Origin of the sequence: Aeromonas lacus (assembly GCF_000764665.1) — a bacterium.
Taxonomy (GTDB): domain Bacteria; phylum Pseudomonadota; class Gammaproteobacteria; order Enterobacterales; family Aeromonadaceae; genus Aeromonas; species Aeromonas lacus.
On record NZ_JRGM01000009.1, the window covers coordinates 97,417 to 109,110 of the forward strand.

Annotated in this window: 14 protein-coding genes; 7 read left to right on the plus strand and 7 right to left on the minus strand. The window is 59.4% G+C overall.

The features are described from left to right. Nucleotides 1–15 precede the first annotated feature (15 nt). Nucleotides 16–177: a twin-arginine translocase TatA/TatE family subunit gene (gene tatA / locus LG31_RS0100735; protein ID WP_033112597.1), complete on the minus strand. Its 162-nt coding sequence runs from the start codon at nucleotides 175–177 to the stop codon at nucleotides 16–18. A 274-nt stretch (nucleotides 178–451) separates the two neighbouring features. Between tatA and LG31_RS0100740 the strand changes: the two genes are divergently transcribed. Further along, nucleotides 452–1,420 carry a LysR substrate-binding domain-containing protein gene (locus LG31_RS0100740; RefSeq protein ID WP_033112598.1) on the plus strand — a complete coding sequence of 323 codons (969 nt, stop codon included), beginning with the start codon at nucleotides 452–454 and terminating at the stop codon, nucleotides 1,418–1,420. A gap of 76 nt (nucleotides 1,421–1,496) precedes the next feature. Here LG31_RS0100740 and LG31_RS0100745 read toward each other — a convergent pair whose 3' ends face one another. Both LG31_RS0100745 and LG31_RS0100750 read right to left on the minus strand, forming a co-directional pair. After that, on the minus strand, nucleotides 1,497–2,096 hold the full coding sequence (locus LG31_RS0100745; RefSeq protein ID WP_033112599.1) for a YhgN family NAAT transporter: 600 nt from the start codon (nucleotides 2,094–2,096) through the stop codon (nucleotides 1,497–1,499). A gap of 99 nt (nucleotides 2,097–2,195) precedes the next feature. Continuing rightward, nucleotides 2,196–2,441 (minus strand): YecH family metal-binding protein, encoded by a 246-nt coding sequence (locus tag LG31_RS0100750; protein ID WP_033112600.1) that lies wholly within the window; start codon nucleotides 2,439–2,441, stop codon nucleotides 2,196–2,198. Between the two features lie 210 nt (nucleotides 2,442–2,651). Between LG31_RS0100750 and LG31_RS0100755 the strand changes: the two genes are divergently transcribed. After that, on the plus strand, nucleotides 2,652–3,935 hold the full coding sequence (locus LG31_RS0100755) for a dicarboxylate/amino acid:cation symporter (RefSeq protein WP_033112601.1): 1,284 nt from the start codon (nucleotides 2,652–2,654) through the stop codon (nucleotides 3,933–3,935). 6 nt (nucleotides 3,936–3,941) lie between these two features. On the opposite strand, the gene LG31_RS0100760 is transcribed toward LG31_RS0100755, so the two are convergent. Then, nucleotides 3,942–4,256, minus strand: a complete 315-nt coding sequence (locus tag LG31_RS0100760; protein ID WP_033112602.1) for a putative signal transducing protein — start codon at nucleotides 4,254–4,256, stop codon at nucleotides 3,942–3,944. A gap of 9 nt (nucleotides 4,257–4,265) precedes the next feature. Next, nucleotides 4,266–5,168 (minus strand): LysR family transcriptional regulator, encoded by a 903-nt coding sequence (locus tag LG31_RS0100765; RefSeq protein ID WP_033112603.1) that lies wholly within the window; start codon nucleotides 5,166–5,168, stop codon nucleotides 4,266–4,268. A 96-nt stretch (nucleotides 5,169–5,264) separates the two neighbouring features. Here LG31_RS0100765 and LG31_RS0100770 point away from each other — a divergent pair, with 96 nt between their 5' ends. Both LG31_RS0100770 and LG31_RS0100775 read left to right on the plus strand, forming a co-directional pair. Beyond that, a complete protein-coding gene (locus LG31_RS0100770; RefSeq protein WP_033112604.1) occupies nucleotides 5,265–6,317 on the plus strand; it encodes an HlyD family secretion protein in 1,053 nt (350 codons plus the stop codon). Continuing rightward, nucleotides 6,317–7,870: a DHA2 family efflux MFS transporter permease subunit gene (locus tag LG31_RS0100775; protein ID WP_033112605.1), complete on the plus strand. Its 1,554-nt coding sequence runs from the start codon at nucleotides 6,317–6,319 to the stop codon at nucleotides 7,868–7,870. The genes LG31_RS0100770 and LG31_RS0100775 overlap by 1 nt, the downstream gene beginning before the upstream one ends. 79 nt (nucleotides 7,871–7,949) lie before the next feature. Here LG31_RS0100775 and LG31_RS0100780 read toward each other — a convergent pair whose 3' ends face one another. Further along, nucleotides 7,950–8,576 carry a lysoplasmalogenase gene (locus tag LG31_RS0100780; RefSeq protein ID WP_033112606.1) on the minus strand — a complete coding sequence of 209 codons (627 nt, stop codon included), beginning with the start codon at nucleotides 8,574–8,576 and terminating at the stop codon, nucleotides 7,950–7,952. 188 nt (nucleotides 8,577–8,764) lie between these two features. Here LG31_RS0100780 and LG31_RS21355 point away from each other — a divergent pair, with 188 nt between their 5' ends. After that, nucleotides 8,765–8,908: a hypothetical protein gene (locus LG31_RS21355; protein WP_162182404.1), complete on the plus strand. Its 144-nt coding sequence runs from the start codon at nucleotides 8,765–8,767 to the stop codon at nucleotides 8,906–8,908. 348 nt (nucleotides 8,909–9,256) lie between these two features. On the opposite strand, the gene LG31_RS0100785 is transcribed toward LG31_RS21355, so the two are convergent. Further along, nucleotides 9,257–10,387: a fatty acid desaturase gene (locus tag LG31_RS0100785; protein WP_033112607.1), complete on the minus strand. Its 1,131-nt coding sequence runs from the start codon at nucleotides 10,385–10,387 to the stop codon at nucleotides 9,257–9,259. A gap of 147 nt (nucleotides 10,388–10,534) precedes the next feature. On the opposite strand from LG31_RS0100785, the gene fabR reads away from it, so the two are divergent. Then, nucleotides 10,535–11,155, plus strand: a complete 621-nt coding sequence (gene fabR, locus LG31_RS0100790) for an HTH-type transcriptional repressor FabR (RefSeq protein WP_033112608.1) — start codon at nucleotides 10,535–10,537, stop codon at nucleotides 11,153–11,155. A gap of 19 nt (nucleotides 11,156–11,174) precedes the next feature. After that, the gene (locus tag LG31_RS0100795; protein WP_033112609.1) at nucleotides 11,175–11,540 is read left to right on the plus strand and encodes a YijD family membrane protein; all 366 of its coding nucleotides are present in this window, start codon (nucleotides 11,175–11,177) and stop codon (nucleotides 11,538–11,540) included. Nucleotides 11,541–11,694 lie beyond the last annotated feature (154 nt).

Sequence of the window (11,694 nt, forward strand, 5' to 3'; positions counted from 1 at the left end):
TTTTACTCCTACTGCTTATTTCGGATGATTTTCATCGTCACGCATGGCTTTACGAAAATCCCTGATAGCGGTTCCCAGATCCTCACCCGCACTGGCCAGACGCTTACTGCCAAACACCAGCACAACCACCAGCAAGAGGATCAACATGTGCCAGATATGAATTCCACCGAGTCCCATAGGGATGCTCCTCAAAGAGAGATATCTATCAGTTGTATCAAAACAGAGCGCAAGAATTGTTGGGCAAAATCAAGGCGGGTGCAAGTGAGCAAATAAATCACTACAAAAAATAGGGCGACCCGAAGGTCGCCATATTAGTTGTGCTACGTGTCCCCTCAACCGCTACATCCTGTACCAGTGGTTCATCCGAACCTGAGACCATTCGAGGATAAGATCGCCAAGATATGAAAACAAATGGTATAAATTCATCTTAGAGTTGAAGAGGATTCATATCATGCTGCTGGAACAACTGGGTCGTATCGACCTCAATTTGCTGATTATCCTGCAGGTTCTGCTGGAGGAACGCAACGGCAGCAAGGCAGCCAGACGACTGCATTTGAGTCAATCTGCGGTCAGCAAAGCGCTTGGCCGGCTGCGGGAAACCTTTGACGATCCCCTCTTTATCCGCTCCGCCTACGGGCTGGAACCGACCCCCCGCGCACTGGTGCTGCAACAGCAGCTGCAACCCATCCTGCTGTCGCTGGACAACCTGATCCAGCCGCCGGAGTTCGACCCGGCCAACTCGGATCGGGAGTTCGTCATCGCCAGTATGGACAGCGCCTTCACCCTGTTTGCCCCGCTTTACCTGAGCGAGCTGAAGCGGCAGGCACCACGGATCCGCCTGCGCTATGAAGAGTGGACCGAAAACAGCCTGACCGAGATGAGTCAGGGGCAGGTGGACATCGCCTTCGCGGTGCGGGAGAACTGCATCAGCTCCGATTACCGGCTCGACACCCTGCCCGGCAGCATCTGCCAGCGAGTGCTGGCGGTCGATGACCTCACCTGTCTGGTGCAGCAACACCACCCCGCCCTGCAGGAGCCGCGCTGGGATCTCGGCCACTACCTCAGCTATCCCCATGTCCAGACCTACTGCGAGGGGAGGGATCGCTGGATGCTGGATCACAAGCTGGCGGAGCACGACCTCTACCGGCGTATCGAGGCGAGTGTCCCCTCATTTGAGGCGGCACTACGGATGGGTATGCACTCCGATATGATCGTCACCCTCTCCAAGCTCTACGCCCGCCACGCGACCCAGGTCTATCCACTGTTGCAACTGCCGCTGCCCATCGAGCTGGACAGCATCTCGCACCTGCTGATCTGGCATCAGCGTCACAGCGAGGATCCGGGCCACCGCTGGCTGCGGGAGCTGCTGCTGACCCTCATCATGAGCAAACTGGAACCCGCAGCGACCGCATGCGGGTGACGGCACATCCTCTCGGCAGCAAAAAAGAACGGGGCTCTGCGTAGCCCCGTTTCATTCATTTCGGCATGCAAACCGGTCAGCCCTGACCGGTCACCGCCAGATAGTGATGTACCCCGTCCAGCAGCATCTGCACCGAGATCATCACCAGCAGCATCCCCATCAGCCGCTCCACCGCAGTGAGTCCACGCTCACCCAGCAGCTTGTTGAATACCTCGTAGAACATCAGGATCACCGCGCTGGCGGCCCATGCCATGAAGAGCGCCAACGACCAGTCCACCATCCGGGTGGGCTCCTGATTGGCCAGCAGCATCAAAGAGGCGAGGATCGAGGGGCCGGCGATCATCGGGATCGCCATCGGCACCAGGAAAGGCTCCTCGCCCGCCGCCAGTCCGGTCACCCCCCCTTCACTCGGGAAGATCATCTTGATGGCGATCAGGAACAGGATGATGCCGCCGGCAATGCTGACCGCTTCCTGCCGCAGGTTGAGGAAGCCGAGGATCTGCTGACCGACAAAGAGGAAGAGCATCATGATGGCCAGCGAGAAGAGCAGCTCGCGGATCATCACCTTGCGCCGCCGCTTGGGATCGATATGGCGCAGGATGGAGAGGAAGACCGGCAGGTTGCCCAGCGGGTCCATGATAAGAAACAGCATGACTGCGGCAGAGAAAGTATCCATACAACGCCCGGGCTACGCCTTGAATTGGGAAATGGGAGGGGGCGAAATATAGCAAAGGGCGAGAAGTTGAGCGAGCGCCATCACGCGCTCGCCAGGGGGTTAGCCGTGATTGCAGATCTTGTCGGCACGGGTCTGGAAACCCTCGCCTGCTTCGATGAACTTGCCGCGAGCAGCCAGGAAGTCGATCAGCGCTTCGGCATCCATCTCGCTGGCACTGCAGGTATGAAAACGGGCATCGGCACCGAACCGCTGCGCCATCGCCTGCTTGAGGCTGGCACGGGTAAATTGACCATCCTGTTCCAGCATCATCTCCATCACTTCGTGACCATGTACCGATTGCGACATCTTGCACCTCAATAATGAACATATTTAATGTCAATTAAATCCTCTCCCGTCAGGAGGGATCTTGATATAGGCCAATAAATAACGGATTACCCTGCTGCGAGAGTGGCCAGCGACGCCGCTTTGTCGATAATGTGGCAACCCACTGCAGGGATCGCTACACTAGCGCCCCATTTTTGGTCACCGCAGACATTTGATAAGGATATTGGCGCCATGCTGTTCCATGGAGAGGCAAGCAAACCCTGGCAGATCTGGACCCGTCGCCCGCTCTGGCTCAAGACCCTGATCGGCATGCTGACCGGGGTCGCCCTTGGCGTCGGCTTCGAGGAGCAGGCTCAGCTGCTCAAGCCCATCGGCGTGCTCTTCGTCAACACCATCCAGATGCTGATGCTGCCCCTGATCTTCTGCTCGGTCATCGCCGGCCTCACCTCACTACTCAAGGGCAAGGCGCTCGACCGCATCGGGATCAAGGCGAGCTGCCTCTACCTCTGCTCCACCGCCATCGCCATCTGCATCGGCCTGATGATGGGCTGGCTGCTGGAACCCGGCATGGGGGCCGACATGGGCCCCTACCAACGACCCGGCATGACCACACCACCGACGCTGGCCAGCGTACTGAGCCATCTGGTGCCGAGCAATCCGGTCGAGGCGATGGTGGACAGCAAGATCCTGCAGGTGATCGTCTTTGCCGTGGCGCTGGCCGTGGCACTCAATGCCTGTGGCCGCCGCGGCCGCCCCGCCATCCTCTTCTTCACCTCGCTGGCGGAGGGGATGTTCAAGCTGACCCAGATGGTGATGGCGCTGGCTCCGTACGGCGTCTGTGCCCTGATGGCCTGGATGACCAGCAAATATGGCATCGACCTGCTGCTGCCCCTGCTCAAGGTAATCGGCGCCGTCTATCTCGGCTGTCTGCTCCATGTGCTCGGGGTCTACAGCACCCTGCTGCTCCTGTTGGCGCGGCTCAATCCGATCCACTACTTCAAGAGCATCGTCGATGCCCAGGCGGTGGCCTTCACCAGCAGCTCCAGCAGCAGCACCCTGCCCATCAGCCTCGCCTGCGCCGAGAAGCGGCTCGGGGTCTCACCCGCCATCACCGCCAAGGTGCTGCCCATCGGCGCCACCATCAACATGGATGGCACGGCACTCTATCAGGGGGTCACTGCCCTGTTCGTGGCGCAAGCATTCGGCGTGGATCTGCATCTGGTGGACTACCTGACCATCATCAGCATCGCCACCCTGGCCAGTATCGGCACAGCAGGCACCCCCGGCACCGGGCTGATGCTGCTGACGCTCACACTGACTGCGGTCGGACTGCCGCTGGAAGGGGTCGCACTGATTGCGGGGATTGACCGGGTGCTCGACATGGCGCGCACCGCGGTCAACGTCTCGGGGGATATTCTGGTTTCCGTGCTGATTGCCCGCAGCGAAAACGAGCTGGATCTGGCGACCTATCACGATGAACACGCCGGGGAAGATATCGACGTCCCCCTGCGCTAGGGAAGATCAGCTGTCGTGGGGATCGTGATGGCAGCGCCAGCAGACTTCGAAGTTGGCGCCGTTCTCCTCCCCGCACTGACCGCACAGCCAGCCATTACCCTGGCGCTGCTGATAGCGTTCGATCACCCGCCCTGCCTTGCTGCGATCCTCGGCGCGCACCATCAGGGTCACCTGCAGCAGATCCGCCGCCAGCTCGCCAAAGGCCCCTGACAGGCCGTCGCCATTGAGGCGTACCGGCACCCCTTCCGCCTCCAGTGCCCCCTTGAGTGCATGAGCCTCCAGAGTGTGAGAGGCGCGATAGAGATTGATCCAGTTATCCATAGCTCCCCCTTACAGCAGCTTGTCGATGCCGAACTCGGCCCCGTTCTCCACCATGAAATCGATGAACGCCCGCAATTTGCGCGGCATAAGTTGTCGCTCCGGAAACAGCAGGTAGATCGACACCTTGGGTTGCTGCCACTCTGGCAGCACCGCAACCAGCTCGCCGCTGGCCAGCTCCTCCTGACAGAGCATGGCCGGGATCGAGGCCAGTCCGAGACCCGCCTTCGCCGCCTCCCGGGCACAGGTAATATTATTGACCCGAAAACGGGAGGGAGGGTCAACCAGCACCTCTTTGCCATCCAGCTCGAAGCACCAGTGGGAAGCGAGAAAACCGCTGCTCACCGTCACCCGCTCATGGTTGGCCAGATCCTCCGGCCGCTTGATAACCGGACTACGCGCCAGATAGGCCGGACTGGCGCAGAGCAGCCGTCCGGTGCTCCAGAGCCGGCGCGCGGCCAGATTGGAATCGCTCATATCGCCGATCCGCACCACCGCATCCAGCCCTTCGCTGATGGGGTCAACCACCCGGTTGGTCAGCTCCAGCTCCACCTGCAAGCCGGGATAGGCCTGTAAAAACTTGGCGACCAGGCGCCCGACCACCAACTGACCCGTCTCGATGGGCACGGCCATCTTGAGAGTGCCGGTGACTTCCTGCTGGCTGGCGCTCAACATCAGCTCCGCTTCCGTCAATGCCTCCACCGCCTTGCTGCAGTGTCGGTAGTACTTCTCCCCCTCCTCGGTCAGGGTGAGCTGACGGGTGGAACGATAGAGCAGCCGTACCCCGAGCCGCTGTTCCAGCTCGGCAATCCGCCGGCTGACCATCGCCTTGGTCATCCCCAGCTCCTGGGCTGCGGCAGTAAACGAGCCCTTGTCGACAATTCGTACCAGAATTAACGCAGCATTTAGGTCCATTGTTGCACCTGTGAAACTGTATATCTCGTGAACCAATACTAATCGAAACAGTCGAGCAGTGTTAGCCTGCGCCCCTTACGTTCAGGAATCTCCAAAATGAGTCAACACAAGAAAATCCCTCTCCTGGCCGCCATGATCCTGGCCCTGCTCGCACTCCTCTTCTCCGCCTACTGGTATCTCCACGGCCGCTATTTCGAGAGCACCGACAACGCCTATCTCCAGAGCGAGGTAACCGGGATCAGCTCCAAGCTGCCCGGCTATATCAGCGAAGTGCTGGTGACCGACAACCAACCGGTCAAAGCGGGCCAACTCATCGCCCGTCTCGATGATCGCGAATACAAGACCAAGGTCGCAGAGGCCGAAGCCGATCTGCGCCTCAATCAGGCAACCGCCGAGAATCTGGCCGCGACCCGCATCCAGCAGCTGAGCCTGATCCAGCAGGCCGAAGCCAAGGTGGCCTCCGCCAAGGCCGAACAGCTGCGCGCCAGCCAGCAGGTAACCCGGATCAGCCAGCTCAACCAGCGCCACTACAGCTCGCAAGACAGTCTGGATGAAGTGCGCGCCGGTCTGCAGGTCAATCAGGCACAGGCACAAGAAGCCAAGGCCGCCCTGCAGGCCGCCCGCGAACGGCTGCTGGTGCTTGATGCCGAGCGCAAACAGAACCAGGCCAAGCTGGCATTGAGCGAAGCACAACTGGAGCAGGCCAGACTGGAGCTCGGCTACACCGAACTGCGCGCACCGGCCGATGGCATCATAGGCAAGCGCAGCCTGCGGGAAGGACTCTATGTCCAGTCCGGCATGCAGGTCGCCAGTCTGGTGCCGCTGCAACAGGTGTGGGTCGAGGCCAACTTCAAGGAGACCCAGCTCGCCCATATGCAGCCCGGCCAGAAAGTCGAAGTAGTACTCGACGCCTATCCGGATCAGCCGGTCGAAGGGGTAATAGACAGTCTGGCGCCAGCCACCGGAGCCAAGTTCGCCCTGCTGCCACCGGAGAACGCCACCGGCAACTTCACCAAGATTGTGCAGCGGGTACCGGTCAAAATCCGTATCCCCGAGCCGGGTCAGCTCGCTGGCAAGCTGCTACCGGGTCTCTCCAGCGAAGTGACGGTAGATACCCGTACTCCTGATGCCATGACGGCCGCTAACTGATGGAACCCATTCCACGTCGCCACTGGATCGCGGTCATCGGCGGCCTTATCGGCGCCTTCATGGCCATCCTCGACATCCAGATAACCAACGCCTCCCTCAAGGATATTCAGGGGGCGCTCTCCGCCACCCTGAGTGAAAGCTCCTGGATCTCCACCTCCTATCTGGTGGCGGAGATGATCGCCATCCCCCTGAGTGGCTGGCTGAGCCGGGGGCTGAGCGTGCGTCGTTACCTGCTGTGGACCACGGGCGCCTTTATCGTCGCCTCCGTGCTCTGCTCGTTCAGCTGGAACCTCACCAGCATGATCGTCTTCCGGGCGATGCAGGGCTTCACCGGCGGTGCACTCATCCCGATGGCCTTCTCCCTCATCGTCACCCTGCTGCCACTGCAGAAGCGGGCTACCGGCATGGCGCTGTTCGGTCTCTGTGCCACCTTCGCCCCGGCCATCGGCCCGACCCTCGGCGGCTGGCTCACCGAGCAGATGTCGTGGCACTACATCTTCTATCTCAACGTCCCGCCGGGACTGCTGGTGATGGCCATGCTGGCGCACGGGCTGGACAAGAAGGGAGTGGACTGGGAGGTGATCAAACGGGTCGACCTTATCGGCATCGTTACCATGGCGCTTGGTCTGGGCGTGCTGGAGGTGGTACTGGAGGAGGGCAACCGGGAGGACTGGTTCGGCTCGACCTTCATCGTGCGCCTGACCATCATCTCGGTCGTTGCGCTGGTCTTCTTCGTCATCAGCCAGCTGATCCGCCGCCACCCGCTGGTCAACCTGCGACTGCTGCACAACCCGCGCTTTGCGCTCGCCTGTTTTGCCTACCTGATCCTCGGGATGGCGCTGATGGGTTCCATCTATGTGCTGCCGCTCTACATGACCCAGATCCACAACTACAACGCGCTGGAGATTGGCGAAGTGCTGATGTGGATGGGGCTGCCCCAGTTGCTGGTGCTGCCGCTGGTGCCCAAACTGACCCACAAGGTCGATCCGCGCTATCTGGTGAGCTTCGGCTTTCTCATCTTCGCCGTCAGCTGCTTTATGAACGTCAACATGAGTGCCGACTATGCCGGGCCACAGCTCATTCAGGCGCTCATCGTGCGGGCGCTGGGGCAGCCCTTCATCATGGTGCCGCTCTCCTTGGTCGCCACCGCCAGCCTGAGCCACGACGAGATCCCCTCCTCCTCGACCCTGCTCAACGTGCTGCGCAACCTGGGTGGTGCGTTTGGTATCGCCATCATCGCCACCATGCTCGACAACGACACCCGCACCCATATGCTCCAGATCGGCAGTACCCTGCCTGCCAGCAGTATCGAGGGACAAACCTATCTGCTGCAGCTGGCCCAAAGCATGATGGCACAGGGTTCCGGCCCCGAACTGGCCGAGCAGCAGGCCCACGCCATACTCGCCAACACCATCAACCGGGAAGCGGCCATCATGGCCTACAACCAGGTGTTCTACATCATGGGGATCTTCCTGCTGGTCGCCAGCGGTCTGATGCTGCTACTCAAATCCCCCGCCCCGCGGGCAGCGGATGCCGAGCCAATAGAGGCGTGAAAAGCAGCCAGGAGATAAAACGAAAAACGGGCCAACGCCCGTTTTTCTTTATCTGTTACCTGCATTCAACTACATGGCGTCATCCTGCCAGCGAGCCCGCAATCAGGAACTGGGCGGCAAAGTAGCTGCTCATCACCCAGGCTCTGGCATGGGGGAAAGGGCGGCGGAAGCGATCAAGTGCCAGCATGCTGTCGGAGAAGAGGAACATCAGGGCACCGGCCAGCGCAGCCGCACTGCCAGCAGTGAGCGAAGCGTGCCAGGCACCGGCAGCCACCCAGGCCATGCCGATTATAACCAGCATGTAGCAGAAGACCGGGATGCGCATCTCTCCCAGCTTGCCCCACAGCAGGCCAAACACCAGCGCGGCGATGAGCAGGAGCAGCAAGCCATCCACCAGATTGAGCAGCAGCGGCCCCTGGGCAAAGCCGACGATGTAGCAGAGGTGCGCGACAAGAAATGCCGCCAAACCCTGAATAAAGCGGTCGCTTGGCAACATCAGCAGCACATCGCCCGCCAGCGAGAGGCAGAGGCCGAGCAGGATCCAGGCGTGGGAGCCATCGTGGTCATAGCCCTGATAGCCAAACGCCAACGCGATGATGAGCAGCATGGTCAGCGGCTTGCTGATATAGAACTGGCGGCTGTCTGAACCATAGGCGGCGCGGATATGCCACCAACCGGAAGCGATGATCAAGAAACTCAATAACATGCCCTGCTCCTCACCCGTTGCTCGCTGTCATACGGCAACCGTTTTTATATCAGGGTGCAGGGTAACAAATTCCCCCACCGAGTGGCAGGGGGCGGATCAAAGGGTGAGACTAAGCCTAAAGTCTAATTGCCATGCCATACCATTCAGGGCATAAGTGACGGGTCTGGAGGATCACCATGGAAGAAGCTATGAAAAACTATCTGCCCGCCATCGATATCATGATGTGCCATCTGGGGATCAGCTTTGAGCAGGCCTGCGAACAGCTGGGTCTCAGCCAGCAGGAGCAACAGGCACTGGATCAGTTGCAGCAACAGCAGAGCCAAGCCAACTAAGCCCTCCCGTTATTGGATATCATGATGCGCCATCTGGGGATCAGCTTTGAGCAGGCGTGCGAGCAACTGGGGCTCAGCCAGCAGGAGCAGCAGGCTCTGGATCAGTTGCAGCAACAGCAGAGCCAAGCCAACTAGCCCTCCCGTTATTGGATATCATGATGTGCCGTCTGGGGATCAGCTTTGAGCAGGCGTACGAACAACTGGGGCTCAGCCCGCTGGAACAACAGACCCTGAGCCAGCTGCAAGAGCAGGATCACCCCGAATAAGTAGAAATGCTGGCGCCAAACCGGCGCGCAGGCTCCACCAAAGATAAGACCGCCGATTGGCGGTCTTATCTTTTCTGCTTGCTCAGACTGGGGCTCTGGCAATACCTGCCAGCAAGCGACTCCAGTTACGCTTGCTGGCGATGAAACCATCCTTCAAGGCGCGATATTCCAGCTGCACCTTGAGTCGGTCATAGCGCGCCAGCGCCTTGCGCTTGCGCAGCTCAAGCAGCCGCTTGCGACTGGCATAGTAGTGCTGCAACTGCTGACTCAGCTTGGCGTACTCCTCCTGCAGCAACGCTTGCCACAGCTCGCGATCATCCTGTTTGATGAGCCTTGCCTGCGCCCGTTTGAGCTGCATCTCCAGCCTGGCCTGCTCGATGCGCTCCTCCGGCGATGAGCGCAGATCTCTCGCCAGTCCGCACCATGAGGCAAACCGGATCAGCCACTTGGTCGGATCGAACTGCCACCACTGGATACCGTTGCGATAATCGTTCTCGAACAGATGGTGAAAGTTGTGATACCCCTCGCCGAAGGTGAAAAAGGCCAGGATGCCGTTGTCACGGGCGGTATTGCGATCCGTATAGGGCTGGCTGCCCCAGATATGGGCCAGCGAGTTGATAAAAAAAGTGGTGTGGTGCGTCATCACCATCCGCAAAACGCCCGCCAGCAACAACATGCCGAGCAGATCTCCGTGGATCAGACCAAACAGCAGCGGCAGGCCCAGATTGGTTGCCAGCACCAGCGCCAGATAGTGGCGATGCTGAAACATGACCACGGGGTTGTTCTGCAAATCCCGCACATTGCTGTAATCACCGTATTGTTCCCCCTGATACTCCCGCAGCATCCAGCCGATATGGGAGTACCAGAAGCCACGCCCTGCACTGTAGGGATCCTTATCGTTGTCATCCACATGACGATGATGGCGACGATGATCCGCCGACCAGTGCAGCGTCGAGTTCTGCAACGCCAGCGCACCGCCGATGGCAAACAACCACTGCAACGCCGGGTGAGCCTTGTAGGCCTTATGCGACCACAGGCGATGATAGCCCGCAGTGATCGATAGCCCGCTCAAACAGAACAGCAACAGGAACGTGGCCCACTGCCAGAGATCGTAACCGTGGCTCATCCCATACCAGGGCACGGCAACCAGCGCGACCAATCCGGAGAGGGAGAACAACAGGGTATTGGTGAGAATAATCGGGGGTCTAGCCATCTTCTTGCATCCTTTCAGCGAACAGCTGTTAGCCATTTTCCATGGCGACTTCGCCAGGGTCAATGGTAAAAAAGTAGGATACAAACCTGATCCTGAGGCGCCTTCGGGTTATCATTTGTCCTCGTTAAGCTGAAGGTGACTGATTTCGTGGGTATTCGCGCTCAACAAAAAGAAAAAACCCGGCGTACATTGATCGATGCTGCATTCAGCCAACTGTGCGCCAACCGGAGTTTCTCCAATCTCAGCCTGCGGGAAGTGGCTCGGGAAGCGGGCATCGCCCCCACCTCCTTCTATCGCCATTTTCGCGATATGGAAGAGTTGGGCCTCACGTTGGTCGATGAAGGCGGCCTGACTTTGCGTCAGCTGATGCGCCAGGCACGCCAGCGCATTGCCGGTGGAGGCAGCGTCATCAGCACCTCGGTGCAGACCTTCATGGAGTTCGTCGAGAACAATCCCAACGTCTTCCGCCTGCTGTTGCGGGAGCGCTCCGGCACCTCGGCTGCATTTCGTCAGGCTGTCGCTCGCGAGATCCAGCACTTTATTGCCGAGCTGACCGATTATCTGGAGGCCACCACCCAGGCACCGCGGGAAGACGCCTATATCCAAGCCGAGGCCATGGTTACCATTGTATTCAGCGCCGGTGCCGATGCGCTCGACATGACCAGTGAAGAGTGCCGGGCACTCTCCGATCGCACTATTCGCCAACTGCGGATGATAGCCATGGGCGCCGAGGTACAAAACCAGAAGCGCCGTGAACCTCACCCATGACCACAGGATGGAGAACGATATGACTGAACAGCTTGTGATCCCCAAAAAACCGCTCGCCATGGCGATGCTGATCGGCATCTGTGGCGATGCGTCTCTGGCGGTGCTGACCAACGCGGTCGTACCCTTCTCCTTCTTTCCGCTGATCGCTCTCTGGCTGGCTGCCTATCAGCTGTTCCAGCACTATCGCCACGAACCCATGGTGGGCAATACCCCCATCTGTACCCTGCTCTGCTTCTTTATCGGCGCCTTCGGTCACTCGGCCCTGCTCAAGGTGCAATACCCGGAACTCGGTAGCAACTTCTTCTCCCTGATCATGATGTTGCTGCTGCTGGCGGCACTCTCCATCAAGCTGGGTCTAAGCCTCGGTAAGAAAGAGAAATCCTGATTGCTCGACAAAGTGGCCACAATCACTTGATAGATAAAGAGAAAAGAGGCCTTCCCAACGGGAAGGCCTCTTTGTTTGCGCTACAAAGATTAATCAGGCATGACCATGCCAAGCAACCGCGGCATGATGACCCTTGCCAAGCGCCTCGGCTTCA

Bases quoted from the DNA above. Each gene is read 5' to 3' on its own strand.
- tatA (WP_033112597.1), bottom strand. From the start codon at position 177: ATGGGACTCGGTGGAATTCATATCTGGCACATGTTGATCCTCTTGCTG.
- LG31_RS0100740 (WP_033112598.1), top strand. From the start codon at position 452: ATGCTGCTGGAACAACTGGGTCGTATCGACCTCAATTTGCTGATTATC.
- LG31_RS0100745 (WP_033112599.1), bottom strand. From the start codon at position 2,096: ATGGATACTTTCTCTGCCGCAGTCATGCTGTTTCTTATCATGGACCCG.
- LG31_RS0100750 (WP_033112600.1), bottom strand. From the start codon at position 2,441: ATGTCGCAATCGGTACATGGTCACGAAGTGATGGAGATGATGCTGGAA.
- LG31_RS0100755 (WP_033112601.1), top strand. From the start codon at position 2,652: ATGCTGTTCCATGGAGAGGCAAGCAAACCCTGGCAGATCTGGACCCGT.
- LG31_RS0100760 (WP_033112602.1), bottom strand. From the start codon at position 4,256: ATGGATAACTGGATCAATCTCTATCGCGCCTCTCACACTCTGGAGGCT.
- LG31_RS0100765 (WP_033112603.1), bottom strand. From the start codon at position 5,168: ATGGACCTAAATGCTGCGTTAATTCTGGTACGAATTGTCGACAAGGGC.
- LG31_RS0100770 (WP_033112604.1), top strand. From the start codon at position 5,265: ATGAGTCAACACAAGAAAATCCCTCTCCTGGCCGCCATGATCCTGGCC.
- LG31_RS0100775 (WP_033112605.1), top strand. From the start codon at position 6,317: ATGGAACCCATTCCACGTCGCCACTGGATCGCGGTCATCGGCGGCCTT.
- LG31_RS0100780 (WP_033112606.1), bottom strand. From the start codon at position 8,576: ATGTTATTGAGTTTCTTGATCATCGCTTCCGGTTGGTGGCATATCCGC.
- LG31_RS21355 (WP_162182404.1), top strand. From the start codon at position 8,765: ATGAAAAACTATCTGCCCGCCATCGATATCATGATGTGCCATCTGGGG.
- LG31_RS0100785 (WP_033112607.1), bottom strand. From the start codon at position 10,387: ATGGCTAGACCCCCGATTATTCTCACCAATACCCTGTTGTTCTCCCTC.
- LG31_RS0100795 (WP_033112609.1), top strand. From the start codon at position 11,175: ATGACTGAACAGCTTGTGATCCCCAAAAAACCGCTCGCCATGGCGATG.